Origin of the sequence: Brevundimonas sp. SL161, assembly GCF_049896985.1 — a bacterium.
In the GTDB taxonomy this organism is placed as follows: Bacteria; Pseudomonadota; Alphaproteobacteria; order Caulobacterales; family Caulobacteraceae; genus Brevundimonas.
Genome location: NZ_JAFCVJ010000001.1, coordinates 450,672 through 465,341, shown reverse-complemented (window position 1 = coordinate 465,341; position 14,670 = coordinate 450,672). Strand labels below are relative to the sequence as shown.

16 protein-coding genes are annotated in these 14,670 nt (G+C 66.6%); 3 read left to right on the top strand and 13 right to left on the bottom strand.

Annotated elements, in window-relative coordinates:
- Nucleotides 1-396 precede the first annotated feature (396 nt).
- Nucleotides 397-1,953, top strand: coding sequence for an AMP-binding protein (locus ACP7AU_RS02370; RefSeq protein WP_426050414.1), 1,557 nt, complete (start codon nucleotides 397-399; stop codon nucleotides 1,951-1,953).
- Nucleotides 1,954-2,321: 368 nt separating this feature from the next.
- On the opposite strand, the gene ygiD is transcribed toward ACP7AU_RS02370, so the two are convergent.
- The 3 genes from ygiD to ACP7AU_RS02355 all read right to left on the bottom strand — a co-directional run bounded on the left by ygiD (nucleotide 2,322) and on the right by ACP7AU_RS02355 (nucleotide 4,448).
- Nucleotides 2,322-3,077: a 4,5-DOPA dioxygenase extradiol gene (ygiD, locus tag ACP7AU_RS02365; RefSeq protein WP_426050413.1), complete on the bottom strand. Its 756-nt coding sequence runs from the start codon at nucleotides 3,075-3,077 to the stop codon at nucleotides 2,322-2,324.
- Nucleotides 3,078-3,141: 64 nt separating this feature from the next.
- A complete protein-coding gene (locus tag ACP7AU_RS02360) occupies nucleotides 3,142-3,603 on the bottom strand; it encodes a hypothetical protein (protein WP_426035730.1) in 462 nt (153 codons plus the stop codon).
- Nucleotides 3,600-4,448 carry a D-alanyl-D-alanine carboxypeptidase family protein gene (locus ACP7AU_RS02355; RefSeq protein WP_426050412.1) on the bottom strand — a complete coding sequence of 283 codons (849 nt, stop codon included), beginning with the start codon at nucleotides 4,446-4,448 and terminating at the stop codon, nucleotides 3,600-3,602. The genes ACP7AU_RS02360 and ACP7AU_RS02355 overlap by 4 nt, the downstream gene beginning before the upstream one ends.
- A gap of 88 nt (nucleotides 4,449-4,536) precedes the next feature.
- Here ACP7AU_RS02355 and ACP7AU_RS02350 point away from each other — a divergent pair, with 88 nt between their 5' ends.
- Together ACP7AU_RS02350 and mazG are read left to right on the top strand one after the other, a co-directional pair.
- Nucleotides 4,537-5,937 carry an MFS transporter gene (locus ACP7AU_RS02350; RefSeq protein WP_426050411.1) on the top strand — a complete coding sequence of 467 codons (1,401 nt, stop codon included), beginning with the start codon at nucleotides 4,537-4,539 and terminating at the stop codon, nucleotides 5,935-5,937.
- Nucleotides 5,934-6,719 (top strand): nucleoside triphosphate pyrophosphohydrolase, encoded by a 786-nt coding sequence (mazG, locus tag ACP7AU_RS02345; protein ID WP_426050410.1) that lies wholly within the window; start codon nucleotides 5,934-5,936, stop codon nucleotides 6,717-6,719. The genes ACP7AU_RS02350 and mazG overlap by 4 nt, the downstream gene beginning before the upstream one ends.
- Nucleotides 6,720-6,817: 98 nt before the next feature.
- Here mazG and ACP7AU_RS02340 read toward each other — a convergent pair whose 3' ends face one another.
- From ACP7AU_RS02340 to ACP7AU_RS02295, 10 genes are all read right to left on the bottom strand, one after another.
- Entirely contained in the window at nucleotides 6,818-7,264 is a 447-nt protein-coding gene (locus tag ACP7AU_RS02340) for a hypothetical protein (protein WP_426050409.1), read from the bottom strand.
- 247 nt (nucleotides 7,265-7,511) lie between these two features.
- On the bottom strand, nucleotides 7,512-7,883 hold the full coding sequence (locus ACP7AU_RS02335) for a hypothetical protein (RefSeq protein ID WP_426050408.1): 372 nt from the start codon (nucleotides 7,881-7,883) through the stop codon (nucleotides 7,512-7,514).
- A complete protein-coding gene (locus tag ACP7AU_RS02330) occupies nucleotides 7,880-8,485 on the bottom strand; it encodes a DUF1989 domain-containing protein (protein ID WP_426035718.1) in 606 nt (201 codons plus the stop codon). The genes ACP7AU_RS02335 and ACP7AU_RS02330 overlap by 4 nt, the downstream gene beginning before the upstream one ends.
- The gene (gntA, locus tag ACP7AU_RS02325) at nucleotides 8,475-8,843 is read right to left on the bottom strand and encodes a guanitoxin biosynthesis heme-dependent pre-guanitoxin N-hydroxylase GntA (protein ID WP_426050407.1); all 369 of its coding nucleotides are present in this window, start codon (nucleotides 8,841-8,843) and stop codon (nucleotides 8,475-8,477) included. Before gntA ends, ACP7AU_RS02330 begins: the two co-directional genes overlap by 11 nt.
- Nucleotides 8,783-9,103, bottom strand: a complete 321-nt coding sequence (locus tag ACP7AU_RS02320; protein ID WP_426050406.1) for a YqcI/YcgG family protein — start codon at nucleotides 9,101-9,103, stop codon at nucleotides 8,783-8,785. The genes gntA and ACP7AU_RS02320 overlap by 61 nt, the downstream gene beginning before the upstream one ends.
- 64 nt (nucleotides 9,104-9,167) lie before the next feature.
- Entirely contained in the window at nucleotides 9,168-10,175 is a 1,008-nt protein-coding gene (locus tag ACP7AU_RS02315) for a hypothetical protein (protein ID WP_426050405.1), read from the bottom strand.
- A 144-nt stretch (nucleotides 10,176-10,319) separates the two neighbouring features.
- Entirely contained in the window at nucleotides 10,320-11,636 is a 1,317-nt protein-coding gene (gene hflX / locus ACP7AU_RS02310) for a GTPase HflX (RefSeq protein WP_426035712.1), read from the bottom strand.
- 292 nt (nucleotides 11,637-11,928) lie between these two features.
- Nucleotides 11,929-12,174, bottom strand: coding sequence for an RNA chaperone Hfq (gene hfq, locus ACP7AU_RS02305; protein WP_013269198.1), 246 nt, complete (start codon nucleotides 12,172-12,174; stop codon nucleotides 11,929-11,931).
- 224 nt (nucleotides 12,175-12,398) lie between these two features.
- The gene (locus ACP7AU_RS02300) at nucleotides 12,399-13,262 is read right to left on the bottom strand and encodes a D-amino-acid transaminase (protein ID WP_426035710.1); all 864 of its coding nucleotides are present in this window, start codon (nucleotides 13,260-13,262) and stop codon (nucleotides 12,399-12,401) included.
- Nucleotides 13,262-14,668, bottom strand: a complete 1,407-nt coding sequence (locus ACP7AU_RS02295; RefSeq protein WP_426050404.1) for a sigma-54-dependent transcriptional regulator — start codon at nucleotides 14,666-14,668, stop codon at nucleotides 13,262-13,264. The genes ACP7AU_RS02300 and ACP7AU_RS02295 overlap by 1 nt, the downstream gene beginning before the upstream one ends.
- Between the last annotated feature and the right edge of the window lie 2 nt (nucleotides 14,669-14,670).

Here is a 14,670-nt window from a genome sequence, read left to right as displayed (position 1 = left end):
AGGCCGGATGCCACCCGTCGGCGAAAGCACCGAAAACACCGACGAGGACTCCCGATCGAACCGCCGTCCGATCGAACTCATCGACTCGCCGGCCTTCCAGCGATCCCAGATTTCAGCCCTCTGGGCCGCCGAGTAATAGATCCGTCGCCGCTGCTTCATGACCCACGCTCCATCTCCGAAGAAAAGCTAGCGTGTTGCGGTCACCGGTTGAGCCCACCGTCGAAGGCGGAAGCTGGCCCGAGCGTGGGATCGGAGCCGGTCAAACATTAAGGCCGACACCTCGCGCGCCCAGAGCCTCACCCTGCGTAACGCATCTTTTCATCGTGGCGGCGCTTAACTAGTTTGCGCGCCTGACAGCGAGGGGGCGGCGACAATGCCCTCCGGAGGAGACGCGTATTGTTTAGGCCCGGCCTCGACCCATCGGCAGGCGACGAATCCCTGTTCGACGCCCTGATCGCCGCCCGCGCCCGCTACGGTGACAAGGAGATCCTGGAGGACCAGGACAGGAAGCCTCTCACCTACACCGGGCTGATCCGGGCGGCCTTCGTTCTCGGGCGCAAGATCGCGGTCATGACCCAGCCGGCCGAGCGGGTCGGCATCCTGCTGCCGTCGTCGATGGGCGTCGTCGTGACCTTCTTCGGCCTGCACGCCTTTGGGCGGGTGCCGGTGATGCTGAACTTCACCTCCGGCCAGCGGAACCTGAAGGCAGCCATCGATGCGGCCGGGGTCAGGAAAATCCTCTGCGCCCGCCGCTTCGTCGAACAGGCCAAACTTGAGGACCTGATTGCGCAGCTGGCCGCGGTCGCCGAGATCGTCTGGCTGGACGACGTGCGAGAGAGCATCGGCCTGCAGGACAAGCTGTTCGGCCTGATGGCCGGGCTGATGCCCAAACGCTTCCGCGTCACCGTCCAGCCCGATGATCCGGGCGTGGTCCTGTTCACCTCGGGCAGTTTCGGCGCCCCTAAGGGTGTGCTGCTGAGCCAGAAGAACCTCGTCGCCAACGCGCGTCAGGTGAATGCCCACATTCCGCTCGATCCGAACTGGGTGATGTTCAATCCCCTGCCGACCTTCCACTGCTTCGGCCTCACCGGGGGCGTCATCCTGCCCATCCTGAACGGTCTGAAGACCTTCCAGTACCCCTCCCCGCTGCACGGCAAGCAGATCGTGGCCCTGCTGGCCGAGGTCAACGCGTCGATCCTGTTCGCGACGGACACCTTCCTGAACCAGTGGGCGCGCGTGGCCTCGCCCGACGACTTCCGCACCCTGCAGTTCGTGGTCGCCGGCGCCGAACGGGTCCGCGACGAGACCCATCACCTGTTCAACACCAAATTCGGCGGCGTGAAGCTGCTGGAGGGCTATGGCGCGACCGAGGCTGCGCCCGTGGTCGCCGTGAATCACCCCGATCGCAACCGGCCAGGCACTGTCGGCCAGCTTTTGCCCGGCATGGAGGCGCGACTGGAGGCAGTGGAAGGGATCACCGAGGGTCGGCGCCTGTTCCTGCGCGGCCCCAACGTCATGGCCGGCTACATGTCGCCCGAGGATCCGACGAAGATCGATCTGTTGGCGGGCGGCTGGCACGACACCGGCGACATCGTCGACATCGACGACGAGGGCTATATCGCCATCCTCGGCCGGGTGAAGCGGTTCGCCAAGATCGGCGGCGAGATGGTCTCCCTGAGCGCCGTGGAGGGTCTGGTCCAGTCCGTCTGGCCCGAGCAACGCCATGCCGTCATAGCGATCGCCGACAGCCGCAAGGGCGAGAAACTGGTCCTGGTCACCGAGCGCAGCGACGCCGACGTGGGCAAGATCGCCGAATGGGCGCGCGAACACGGCGCGCCGGAACTGGCTGTACCCAAGAAGATCGTCAGGGTGCGCGAATTACCCGTGCTCGGAACCGGCAAGACGGACTATGTCGCGATCCAGTCGCTGGTCGATCTGGCCGAGGCGGCCTGATCCGCAAGATCTTGGCCTAAGAATATTTTCCTCCTCGGGTCTTGCGAGGCCGGTTGCCGACGACCATGTGTCGATCGGGCCTTTGACAACCAGAGCAGAGATTTGGTCGGGCTTCGCATAATCGCATCCGCCGGACTCATCGAGACGCGACAAACGATTAAATTTGCACAGGCGACTAGTCGGTTTGTCCGTATTGTCAGTGTGTGTTTTTCGTTCGGACAATCCACCCCTCTCACCGTGCACCCCGGCGAAGGCCGGGGGTCCAGATGGCGAACGCGGAAGCTTGCGCATGAGGCCGGCGCTCAGGTCCCGGCCGACTGAACCCGTGATCTGGATCCCGGCCTTCGCCGGGGTGCACGGGAACGGGGTTAGCCGATCCGCACGCCGGTCATCGAGATCGAGCCGCCCTCGATCACGTCGTTGAAGAAGGCGACAGGCTCACCCGGCTCGGCCTGTGCGGCGACGTAGAGCAGCGGCAGATAGTGTTCATCGGTCGGCACGCTCAGTTGCGCGTCCTCGGCCAGATCGATCCAGTCGATCAAGGCGTCATGGTCGCCGCGCACGAAGGCCGACTTCACCGCCGTGTTAAAGCGGGTCGCCCACGGCCAGGGGTCGCCGCCATCCCGCTTCCATGTGCGCAGGTTGTGGACGAAGTCGCCGCTGCCGGCGATGACATAGCCCTCGTCGCGCAAGGGCTTCAGTCCCTTCGCCAGCTCATAGTGCTGGCGGGCCGTCAGGTCGCGATTGAGCGATAACTGCACGACCGGCACATCGGCCTCGGGCCAGACGTGGGTCAGCACCGACCAGGTTCCGTGATCCAGCCCCCATTTCTTGACGGGCTGGGCGCCGACCAACTCGGCGACCCGCCGCGCCAGCTCCGGCGACCCGGGCGCCGGATACTGCATCGCATGTAGTTCCGGGCCGAAGTTACCGAAATCATGAATGGTTTCAGGCCGCTCTTGCGCCGTTACGCCGATCCCGCGCGTCTCCCAGTGGGCTGACACCATGACCACGCCCTTCGGCTTGCCCGTGGCCTCGCCGACCGCGCGCCAGGCGTCGACATAGGGACCGCCCAAGGCGTTCATCGGCGAACCGTGGCCAAAGAAGACGGCGGGCTGACGCATGGCGACTGGCTTCCTGATTATTGAAACAACTACAGTAGCAGATGTGGCGATCCTCGCTCGCCGTTCAAGCCCCCGCCCTGCCGATCGGACATAGCCTTGCGTAGAGCGACGCCTCGTCGGGAACCCGCTGGCCCCGCCCCGCCCGGAAGCGATGCTCCACCGCCATGGCCTGCTGTTCGATGTTCAGCGCGTCCCAGCCGCAGGGCGCCTCGGGGTAGCCATAGGCCGAGGGGCCGTCCCCTGCCCTGATCTTCGCGGCCAGCAGGTTCATCCCCGCCTGGGCCTGCCAGACATGGACCAGTTCGTGGATCAGCACGGCCTGGAGCGCGACGGGCGCGACGGCGAAATCTCCAGGCAGGCTCCGGCCCGGCCACAGGATCCAGTCCCGCCCGAACCAGCGCCCAGGAACGAACGCCCGATCGAACGGCCACGGCGTCGGCAGGAGCCGGATGCTGTCGAAGTCGAGCGCGTCCCCGAACTCGCCTCGGGCCAGTCTCTGCTCCGCCCCGGTCAGCCCCCGGATCACGGCGGACCGTAGCGCGCCGAGGCGCCGACCCACTCCCAATGCCAGGGCTCGTAAAGATAGGGCACGAAACCGAACCGGCCGGCGTTCCGGACCAGCCAGCGATAGGTCGCCCCCTGGGTCATATGCTGGCGGCTCGCCGGACTGGTCGAGTCGACGCCCATGCCGAGCAACTGGCCGACATAGAGATCGACCGCCGTGCCGGTCCTGTGCGGCGAACACACCGCCCGCCTGAGCCCGTCACAGTTGCGCTCTGTCGCGCAACGGGCCGCATCGGCCTCGGGATCGCGGAAGCCGGAGAAGATCTGCAGCAACTCCGGATCATTGCGGACCTCGGGGACCTCGGCGCGGGCGGCGGCGACCATGCGGCGGTAGGAGTCTAGCACGTCGCGCCTCAAGAGCCGTGTCAGCCGGTCGGCATGCTCCTCTGGCGCCTCGAGATAGCCGAGCTCGCGCAGCGGCGGCGGATCAGGGCACTCATCGCGCACCCGCGCCATCACGAAAGGCCGCCGTTCCTGCAGCACCCCTTTCAGCACGACGAAAGTCGCCTGGTCGAAGACGCCGGTGGCGGCAAGGCCATAGCGGGTCTGGAAGGCCGCGAGGGATGAGGCGAAGTCGGACGTGCCCGGCTCGCAGTCGGTGCCGATCTCCTTCTGGAGCAGGGGAAGATAGGTCCCCCATCCCCATTCGGTCGCCCCGAACGGGGTCCACTCCAGGGAGTAGAGGGAGATGGCGTTGGCGACCGCCTGACCGGCCCACTGGCCGCGCTGGGTCTCGCATCGCCCCTGGGCCGAGGCGGCGTCGGGCAGGCCCCAGGCCAGGGCCGCCGCCAAGATCAGTCCCGCCATCGCCACGCGCATGGAGAGAGGAAGCCTTACCGTTGCGGTGCAAGCAAGGCCCCTCTTCCGTCGCGCTCAAAACTGGCATGATCAGTGCGTGCGCCGACTCAAGGCGACGCCGCTGGAACCCTGCATGTCCGACGCCATCGCCCCCACGTCGACGAGGCGCAGCAACGGCGTCCTCGCCGCCTTCTCGTCGGTCTGCCTGCCGCTGGCGGCCTTCGGCGTGGCCCTGCCGGTCACACTGCCGGAGTTCTACGCCACCCATGTAGGCTTGGAGCTGGGCGTCGTGGCGGCGGTATTCATGGCGGTCCGCCTGATCGACATCACCTTCGACCCCTTCATCGGCTGGGCCATGGACCGGACCAGGAGCCCGTTCGGCCGCTATCGCCCGTGGATGGTCGCCTCGACCCCGATCCTTATGCTGGCGGCCTTCATGATGTTCGTGGTGGTCCAGCCCGGCGCCGGGCCGGTCTATCTGTTCTCCTGGCTGCTGGTCCTCTACCTCGGCTTCTCGATCGGGACCCTGGGGCAGCTCGGCTGGGCCTCGGTGCTGGCGCCGGAATACGACCAGCGCAGCCGGGTCTATGGCTGGTGGCAGGTGTTCAACATCATCGGGGTGATCCTGATCCTGATCCTGCCGACGCTGGTGATCCAGACGGGCCTCGGGGACTATGCCGACGGCGTGCGGATCATGGGCTGGGCCATCCTGATCGCACTGCCCGTCACCATAGCCCTGGCCCTGTTCGTGGTGCCGGAGCCGGTCAACGCCGGCGCCGCGCCGCACGGGGGGCCGCGCGCCTATCTGGACCTGTTCAAGCGGCCGGCGGTGCGCAAGCTTTTGCTGGCGGACGTGGTTCTGGGCGTCGCGCCGGGGATCACGGGGTCGCTGCTGTTCTTCTTCTTCGGCCAGATCAAGGGCTACGGCCACACCGAGGCGTCGCTGTTCATGCTGCTGTATTTCGTCGCCGGCCTGATCGGCGCGCCCTTCTGGGCCTGGCTGGCGACGCGGATCGGCAAGGACAGGGCGCTGGCCGTGGCCAGTCTGGTGTTCGCCGTCTTCTATGTCGGGGCGACCCTTGTGCCCGGCGGCAGCTTCGCCCTGACGGCCGTCGCGATGTTCATCGCCGGCCTGCCCTATGCGGCGGGCCTGTTCCTGCTCAGGGCCATGATGGCGGACGTGGGCGACGAGGTGCGGCTGGAGACCGGGGTGGACCGGACAGGGTTGATGTTCTCCATCCTGTCGGCGACGACCAAGGTCGGGCATGTCGTAGCCCTGATCCCCTATCTGATCCTGCAGTGGGTCGGCTTCCAGGCGGTGCCGCCTGCGGGAGGCAACAGCGGGAGCGCGCTGCTGGTGCTCCAGATCCTGTTCATCGCCCTGCCCGGCCTGCTGCTGGCCAGCGCGGCCCTGCTGCTGAAGAACTATCCGCTGACGCCGGCCCGTCACGACGAGATCCGGCGTGAACTCGAGGCCCGTGACGGGACCGCTGCATGAGCCCGACGGACCGGCTGAAGGCGATCATGGTCCGGCTGCGGGACCCGGACGGCGGCTGTCCGTGGGACGTCGAACAGACCTTCGCGACCATCGCCCCCTATACGATCGAGGAGGCCTATGAGGTCGCCGACGCCATCGATCGCGGCGACATGGGGGAGCTGAAGGCCGAGCTCGGCGACCTGCTGCTCCAGGTCGTCTTCCACGCGCGGATGGCCGAGGAACAGGGGCTGTTCGCCTTCGACGACGTGGCCGAGGCCATGTGTGACAAGCTGGTCCGGCGCCATCCCCATGTGTTCGGCGAGGAGGACCCTCAGATCTCGGGCCCGGCCCAGAAGTTGCGCTGGGAGGACATCAAGGCGGCGGAGCGCGCGGGCAAGGCCCAGCACGGGGTGCTAGACGACGTGCCCGTCGGCCTGCCCGCCCTGCACCGCGCGGCCAAGCTGACGAAGCGGGCGGCGCGGGTCGGGTTCGACTGGCCCAGCACGGATGAGGTCTTCGACAAGCTGCACGAGGAGGTCGCCGAGCTGAAGGCCGAGATCGCCGCCGGAGACCTCGACAAGGCCCGCGAGGAGATGGGCGACCTGCTGTTCGTCGTCGCCAACCTGGCCCGTAAACTGGGGGTCGAGCCCGAGGACGCCCTGCGCGGGACCAATGCCAAGTTCGTGCGCCGGTTCGGCTTCATCGAGGCGGAGCTTGCCAAGGACGGGCGGACGCCGGAGCAGTCGGACCTGGCCGAGATGGACGGCCTGTGGGACGCGGCCAAGGCGGCGGAGCGGATCTGATCCCTCTTCCGGTGGGAGAGGGCTTGAGCCTCCGGGAGCGCAGCGATCGGTCAGGCGGAAAGGGTGAGGGTCGGGTGTATCCGGCGTCCCGCGACGGCTTACGCCGACTGAGAAATCCGACCCTCATCCGTCTCGCTTCGCGAGCCACCTTCTCCCACCGGGAGAAGGAAGTCTGAGGGCGCATTGGACTCCGAAAAAACAGGGTGAAAGGAGTCCATTTCCTGAGATGTAATCTCAGGAATTTTTGGAAGTGCATTCAAATAATTGACATTCAAGTCTTCGGACGCGACCAGCTTCAGGGGCTCGCGTCTGGACTCCAGCAAGGGCGGGGCGATGTCGGGCAGGTCGGCCATGACCTCGGATCGGGCGCGATCGGCGAGGCTGTCGTAGACGCGCATCCAGGTCGAGGCCTCGGACGCCCGCCCCATGCCCAGAGCCCGGCGGATGTTGAGGAAGGCCTCGGCGGCCAGGTCGGCGAAGCTGACATTGTCGTCGGGATGGTATTCGCCGAACTCGGGTGGCGCCTCGCATCCCGGCTGATCCATGCGCCGCCAGCCCCGAGCCGCGCGTGCTGCCGGAAGGAACTGAGCGACATGCCGTACCGCTGGCAGACGGTCGTCGCCTTCACGCCTCCCAGATACTCCCGCCGGGCGTGGTCCCAGTAGTCGCCGCCGAGACCGTCGAGGTTGGCGGGGTTGAGCTGAGTGTCGGAGGTCATGGCGGGAGGCTGCCATGCGGCTACGTCAGAATCGGTCGCGGCTATCGCGCCGCTCAGAGGCTTTCGCTGTTTCCCTATTGCCCGCGCACGATTCGATTGACGACATGGTCGCCGTTCGAGGCCGTATCGTTCCACGCTTGGCCCACCGCCACCTGGGGGAACGCATGACAGTACGAAAACGGTATGGAGATCGGGCGCCGCTGGGTCAGGCACAGTCGGCTTCCCCGCACGCGCCAAGCGCCGCTCGACCGGTTGCCGCCACGTCCCTGAGCCCGGAACGTGTGGTCGGCGCTCAGCCAAAGCCGGGCCTGCCGTCCGTCCGGGTGGGTAGATACGATGTTGTTACCGAAGGTCGGCGCCAAAGCCGAGTCCTGTGCTTGCGCAGAGGCCCCAGCCAAGCCCAGACCCAGGGCGGCGGCTATCAGGACAACCGATTTCAGGCTCATGAAACCTGCCCGGCGCGAGCGGTTTCAATCTCGAACTCGATCGGTTTGAAGCTGTGGTTGTTCGACTGAAGCGCGGAGCACGCCGTCAGCGCCACGATCAGGTCCATCTGCGCCTCCAGCAGAATGTGGTCGCCAGCCTTGCTCAGGGGCGGGGCGACCGTCAGGACGCCCGTCTCGCCATCCACCCGCACGTTCATGAAGACATTGAACGCCGTCGGGATCTGGTCCGGCAGGATCCCGAAGGGCTGGAGCGCTTCCGCGAGGTTGCCGAAGCAGCCCCGATGGGGATCGGTGTCGCCATAGATGATCCGGAAGGTGTCTTTAGAACAGGGCGTCAGAAGGAAGTCATGGCGACCGACCGTGTCTTCCACGATAGTCAGCATGACCCGGCTTCGATTCGAATAGAGCGGGTCGCCGGTCGTCAGGAAAAGCCGACTGGCGTAGTCCAGCGTGCGGCCCGATGAGATCACCTCATCGGTGTCAGCGGCGTTGAAGGCCAGCAGGTCCGACACCTGCTCACCCCGGGGATCGATCACCTTCAGCCTGTCGCCCTTGTTGAGCCGGAACGCTGTCCCGCTGCGCGCGGCGATTTCATGTCTCATGGAGTAGGACCGCCCTGGACTGGAACGGGCAACGCCAGTGCGCGTCCACCGCACGACCGCTGTATTGACGCGCTTCCGACACCTCGCCGAACCGGGCCAGCATCGGGTTCTCGGTTCCTGCCAGAGCAAGGTCCCGCTTCAAGATCGTCCGCCGCATCGGCTCGTAGCGGCCCGTCTCACGCAGGTTCCGGAACTGGGCGTGCGGGTTGAAGACGATCGTAGGGCGCTTGAAGCGGCGGCCCGGCCGGCTGGCGGCCGGGTGGAGTCCCACGAGAAAGAAGGCCTCTCCGCCGAAGCTCAGGGCGAACTCCGGATGCTCCGGATCGACGCTGGCCCGTGGATCCGGCGTCTGGCCCAACCAGAAATCTTGTCCGAAAGCGACTGCGCGCGCTGCCACAGGGCGGTTTCGAAAGCCGCTTCATCCAGCGTCCCGGGGCCCTCAAAAACGATGGACAGGCTCTGGAATGGCGCGGGGTCGGTCCGATAGCGGGCAACGAACGCCATCAATGCTGCGTAGATCTGAAGGTCGTCCCAGGCGGATGTGAGGTCGCTGGCCCGATGGATCACGAGACCTCCGCGCGCCAGCGCCGATTTCGCTCCGACGCACGGAAAGGCCATGTCAGCAACGAAGGCCCGAAGTCTGTCCGCCCCGTCGAGCTCGGTGTCCCCAAGCGGAAGAGAGTCAGCTCGCATGAACGGGCCCCTCGGCCGGCCCGTCCGCGAAGCGCGATTGACGGACCCGCCCGCGCGACGCGACCAGCCCCTCCAGGGCTCGACCAAGCCGATCCATCGACCGCATCTTGTCGCGCCAGGACAAGGCGATGACCGGACCGACGTCGGTCTTGTTGACGTCGACGATATAGATTCGACCGTCCGCCCGATCACGCAGGATATCCAGTCCACCCCAGTCCAGACCCATGCGTGCGGTGAACTGGCCGATGAGCGCGCTCTCTTCGCGGCTGAAGATCTCGGCAGGCTCTCGCAGGCTGGCCTTGCGATTGTGGATCGCGAACCGAGCGCCGGCCGGTTTGACCTTCAACCAGACAAGTACGGGAGCCCCGCCGACGCAGAGGGTCCTCAGGTCGTTGGCGCTTCCGTCGGCGTCCGTGGTGTCGATCAGTCGCTGATAAACGCAGTCGGACCGCAGGGCATCGCCGGATCCCATGATACGGCCGTCGTGAACGCCGTTCTTCTCGGACTTCTCGACGACAGGGCCGTGGTAGGTGGTCGGGTCAACCCGGAGCGGATAGCCGAAAACCGCTTCGAAGGTTTCGGCGACGTGGCTCTTCGACACGTCGGTGCACCGCACATTCAGCGCCTCGCCGCCGAGTGGGGCCTCCCCGGCGGTGACATCATCGAAGTAGAATTCGATGTCGGCGTCCGCCCGATGTCTGGCGACACCGATTCCGGCCCACAGCGCGGCTCCTCGCACCAGATACCAGGGTCTTGGCCGATCGGGCGCGTACCAGATCATTCGACGGTCGCCCCGGACCAGCCGAGCGAGCGTCGCCCAAACGGCCCTTAGCCAGAGGACGGCCAGGTAAGGGATCCAGGCCCAGATTTCGGCGATGAGCTTCTCATCGACCGCGAGGTTGATGTCCGTCTTGCGAACCCTGACGCGGCCGTTCGAGAATTGGAAATCGGACAGCCATCCATGTTGCCGGCTGATTTCAGAGGGGGGGTGCGACATCGGAGACAGAAGCGTTCGGCAACGCTTAGGTTCCAAACGGGAAATGGGACCGGCCGGATCGGAGCCGAGGCCCCAGGGGTCAGCGCCGGATCAGACATCCATCCGCACAGCAACCATGGCCAGCTTGCCGCGGCAGACCGGCCCTCACCCCGCCTGAAACTGCCGCTCGAACCGTCCCATCGCCTGCGGGTCCAGCCGCACGGTCAGCCGCATCCGCCCCTCGGCGTCCGTGTCGCGCGCCGTGACCCGGCCGTGCGCGTAGAGCCAGGCCAGGGCCTCGCCCTGTGAGGGCTGCAGCACCAGTTCCGTCTCGGGGTCGTCGTCGATCAGGTCGGTGATGGCCTGGCGCAGGCGTTCAATCCCCTCCCCGGTCCAGGCGGAGACGGCGACCGAAGCATTGCCCGAGCGGGCGGCCTGGCCCTCGATCTCTTCGCGGACCTCGGGGTCGAGGAGGTCGGTCTTGTTCCAGACCTCGAGGATGCGGCGCGGCTTGATCGTCCCGTCAGGATTGGCGGGTTGCTCGATCTGTTTCAGGACCTCCTCGACATCCTTCGCCTGGGCGGCGGTGTCGGCCGAGGCGATGTCGCGGACATGCAAGATCAGGTCGGCCTCGCCCACCTCCTCCAGGGTCGCGCGGAAGCTCTCGACCAGTTCGTGCGGCAGGTCGGAGATGAAGCCCACCGTGTCGGCGATGATGGCCGGGCGACCCTGGGGCAGGCGGATGGTGCGCTGGGTCGTGTCGAGGGTGGCGAACAGCAGGTCCTTGGCCAGGACCTCGGAGCCAGTCAGCCGGTTGAAGATCGTCGACTTGCCAGCGTTGGTGTAGCCGACCAGGGCGACGGCCGGGAACGGGGCCTTCTTGCGCTGTTTGCGGTGCAGGCCGCGCGTGCGGCGGACCTCCTCCAGCTCGCCCTTCAGCTTGACGATGCGGTCGGCGATCAGGCGGCGGTCGAGCTCGATCTGGGTCTCGCCGGGGCCGCCGGTCGAGCCGGTGCCGCCGCGCTGGCGCTCCAGGTGGGTCCAGGTGCGGACGAGGCGGGATTTCTCGTAGTCGAGCCGGGCCAGTTCGACCTGCAGCTTGCCCTCCTTGGTGCGGGCGCGACGGCCGAAGATCTCCAGGATCAGGCCGGTGCGGTCGATGACCTTGCAGTCCCATTCCTTCTCCAGATTGCGCTGCTGGACCGGGGTCAGGTCGAAGTCGATGACGGCGGCCTCGGCCTCGGCGGCGCGGATCAGGGCCGCCAGTTCCTCGACCTTTCCGGCCCCGAACAGGGTCGCGGGCGTGGTCTTGCGCAGACGCACGATCTCCTCGGCGCGGACGTCGAGGTCCAAGGCGCGGGCGAGGCCGGCGGCCTCCTCCAGACGCTCACCGGCCGGGCGAGAGGCGCGCTCGCCGAGATCGGGGTGGATGACGACCGCGCGGATGAGCGGCACGGAGTGGTCGATGAGTTTGGCGTTCAAAGGGTCTCTGTCGGTTGTCGGGCGGAGGCGTCAACATGGGCCGCCTGGGCGGCCATCGCCAGTGGTCAGCGTGCGATGCTTGTCATCCCGGCCGTAGCGAAGCGAAGATCCGGGACGTTAGACGATGAAGTTAGTCCTCCCGGAAATCGCGTCAGCGATTATCCGGGGAACGGTGGGACCGCACCTGACGGTCTCCCGGACAGCCGCTTCGCGTCTTCCGGGAGAGTCGAAGGAATTGGTCGGCGTCCCGGATCTTCGCTTCGCTTCGTTCGGTATGACAAGGCCACTTGCCTCAGTCCTCGTCGGCCTCGGGTTCGTACAGCTGCACGGGCGCCGACGGCATGATCGTCGAGATGGCGTGCTTGTAGACGAGCTGCGACTGGCCGTCGCGACGGAGCAGCACACAGAAGTTGTCGAACCAGGTCACGATGCCCTGCAGCTTGACGCCGTTGACGAGAAAGATGGTCAGCGGGGTCTTGGTCTTGCGGACGGAGTTGAGGAAGGTGTCCTGAAGGTTCTGACGCTTGTCTTGCGACATGGCAGGTTGGTCCTGTTCTTTCTTGGTTTTCACCGCGTCGGGGAGATCGCGGCTCCGGATCGAACGCCCGGTTCGTCACCTTAGACGCTGGCGCTCGCGGGTCGCAACAGGCCCGGTAACCGATTTCCTCCCGATGGATTTCGAGGTCGCGCAACCAGAGAGCGCGAGGCTTAGACACCCTCCATCCGTGCACCCCGGCCTTCGCCGGGGTGCACGGAGAAAAATCAGACCGAGTCCCGCTTCGCCTCTTCCAGATAACGCGCGCGCAGCCGGGTCGCGATCGGACCGGGCTTGCCGTCGCCGATCTTCACCCCGTCGATCGAGACGGCGGGCATGACGAAGGCGCCGGCGGCGGTGAAGAAGGCTTCTTTCGCCTCCTTGGCCTCGTCGACGCTGAAGGGGCGTTCGTCGAGTTCGATCCCCTCCGCCTCGATCATCGCCATGATGGCGGTGCGGGTGATGCCTTTGAGGATATTGGCCTGGGTGTCGCGGGTGCGCAGCTTGCCGGACTTGTCGACGATCCAGGCGTTGGTCGAGGAGCCCTCGGTGACCAGACCCATCTCGTCGACCATCCAGGCCTCGTAGGCGCCCTTGTCGCGGGCCGCCTGTTTGGCGAGGACGTTGGGCAGCAGGCCGACCGTCTTGATGTCGCAGCGGCCCCAGCGAATGTCGGGATGGGTCACGACGGCGACGCCCTTGGCGGCCTGGGCGTCGGACTTGCGCGCGCTCAGCGACTTCGACGTCACGACCACGCTGGGCGGGGTTCCGGGCGCGGGAAAAGGGTGGTCGCGGCGGGCCGTGCCGCGCGTGACCTGCAGATAGACGATGCCGTCGCGGACGCGGTTCCTGCGGATGGTTTCCTTCAGCACGCGGGTCAGGGAGTCGACCGACATGGGGATGTCGATGCGAAGCTCGTTGAGACTTCGGTGAAGCCGGGTCATGTGGCCTTCGAAATCGGCCATCCGACCGTCGAACACCGACCAGACCTCATAGACGCCGTCGGCGAACTGGAAGCCTCGATCCTCGACATGGATCGTCGCCTCCGAGTGGCGCTGGTAGACCCCGTTCACATAGGCGACGCGCGACATCAGTCGGTATTCCCTTCGTCCTCGTCCCCGCCGCGCGAGGGCGACACGCCCAGCGACTTCAGTTTCCTGTGCAGGGCCGATCTCTCCATGCCGATGAAGGCGGCCGTACGCGAGATGTTTCCGCCGAAGCGCATGATCTGCGCCGCCAGATATTCGCGCTCGAACACCTCGCGGGCCTCCCGCAGAGGCAGGGCGATGGTGCGTTCGGCCCCCATCCCTGCCGCGCCGGTCGAGGCCACCTCCTGCGGCAGCATGTCGGCCGAGATCGGGTCGTTGAGGTCGCCGGTCGCCAGGATCAGCAGGCGCTCGACGTTGTTGCGCAGCTGGCGGACGTTGCCGGGCCAGGGATGGACCTGGAGCACGGCGATGGCGTCGTCGCCCAGTCTGCGGCGCGGCAGGCCCTGGGACACGCTGAGGGTCTCGATGAAATATTCGACCAGTTCACCGATGTCCTCGCGGCGCTCCGACAGAGGCGGAACGCGGATCGGCACCACGTTGAGGCGGTGGAACAGATCCTCGCGGAAGCGGCCCTCGGTGATCTCGATCTTCAGGTCGCGCGAGGTCGAGGTGACGACCCGGACATCGACCTGGACGTCCTGTTCGCCGCCGACACGGCGGAAGCGCTGTTCGACCAGGACGCGCAGGATGCGGCTCTGGCTCTCGCGCGGCATGTCGCCGACGTCGTCGAGATAGAGGGTGCCGTTGTGGGCGCGTTCGAAGACCCCGATCTTGCGCGGACGGCCGTCGTGGCCTTCCTCGCCGAACAGCTCAAGGTCGAGGCGTTCCGGCGTCATGCCGGCGGCGGAAATGGCGACAAACTCGCCGCGCGCCCGGGGGCTGGCCTCGTGGATCTGGCGCGCCACCAACTCCTTGCCCGAACCGGGAGGACCCGAGATCAGGACGCGGCTGTTGGCCGGGGCGACCTTGACGATGGTGGTGCGCAGGACCTGGGCGGCGGCCGAGCGACCGATCAGGCCTGTCGGGGTCATGGCCACGGTGCGGAGGCGGCGGTTCTCGCGCTTCAACGAGGCGGACTCGAGCGCGCGATCGATAACCACGATGAGCCGGTCGGACTTGAACGGCTTTTCGATGAAGTCGTAGGCGCCGCGCTTGAGGGCGCTGACGGCCGTCTCGATATTGCCGTGGCCCGAGATCATGACGACCGGCAGGTCGGCGTCGAGCGTCTTGACCAGGTCGAGCAGTTCCAGCCCGTCCATGCCGCCGCCCTGCATCCAGATGTCGAGGACGATCAGGCTGGGCTTGCGGGCGCGGATGCCGGCCAGGGCCTCCTCGGAGCTGGAAGCGACGCGGACGGAATGGCCCTCATCCTCCAGCAGGCCCGAGACCAGGTCGCGGATGTCGGCCTCGTCGTCGACGACCAGGATATCGGCTCCGGTGGAACGCATGA

What these genes read in the sequence shown, in the direction of transcription:
- ygiD (WP_426050413.1), bottom strand. Translation starts at nt 3,077, where the DNA reads ATGCGTCAGCCCGCCGTCTTCTTTGGCCACGGTTCGCCGATGAACGCC.
- ACP7AU_RS02355 (WP_426050412.1), bottom strand. Translation starts at nt 4,448, where the DNA reads ATGGCGGGACTGATCTTGGCGGCGGCCCTGGCCTGGGGCCTGCCCGAC.
- mazG (WP_426050410.1), top strand. Translation starts at nt 5,934, where the DNA reads ATGAGCCCGACGGACCGGCTGAAGGCGATCATGGTCCGGCTGCGGGAC.
- ACP7AU_RS02340 (WP_426050409.1), bottom strand. Translation starts at nt 7,264, where the DNA reads ATGGATCAGCCGGGATGCGAGGCGCCACCCGAGTTCGGCGAATACCAT.
- ACP7AU_RS02335 (WP_426050408.1), bottom strand. Translation starts at nt 7,883, where the DNA reads ATGAGCCTGAAATCGGTTGTCCTGATAGCCGCCGCCCTGGGTCTGGGC.
- ACP7AU_RS02330 (WP_426035718.1), bottom strand. Translation starts at nt 8,485, where the DNA reads ATGAGACATGAAATCGCCGCGCGCAGCGGGACAGCGTTCCGGCTCAAC.
- ACP7AU_RS02320 (WP_426050406.1), bottom strand. Translation starts at nt 9,103, where the DNA reads ATGGCCTTTCCGTGCGTCGGAGCGAAATCGGCGCTGGCGCGCGGAGGT.
- ACP7AU_RS02315 (WP_426050405.1), bottom strand. Translation starts at nt 10,175, where the DNA reads ATGTCGCACCCCCCCTCTGAAATCAGCCGGCAACATGGATGGCTGTCC.
- hfq (WP_013269198.1), bottom strand. Translation starts at nt 12,174, where the DNA reads ATGTCGCAAGACAAGCGTCAGAACCTTCAGGACACCTTCCTCAACTCC.
- ACP7AU_RS02300 (WP_426035710.1), bottom strand. Translation starts at nt 13,262, where the DNA reads ATGTCGCGCGTCGCCTATGTGAACGGGGTCTACCAGCGCCACTCGGAG.
- ACP7AU_RS02295 (WP_426050404.1), bottom strand. Translation starts at nt 14,668, where the DNA reads ATGCGTTCCACCGGAGCCGATATCCTGGTCGTCGACGACGAGGCCGAC.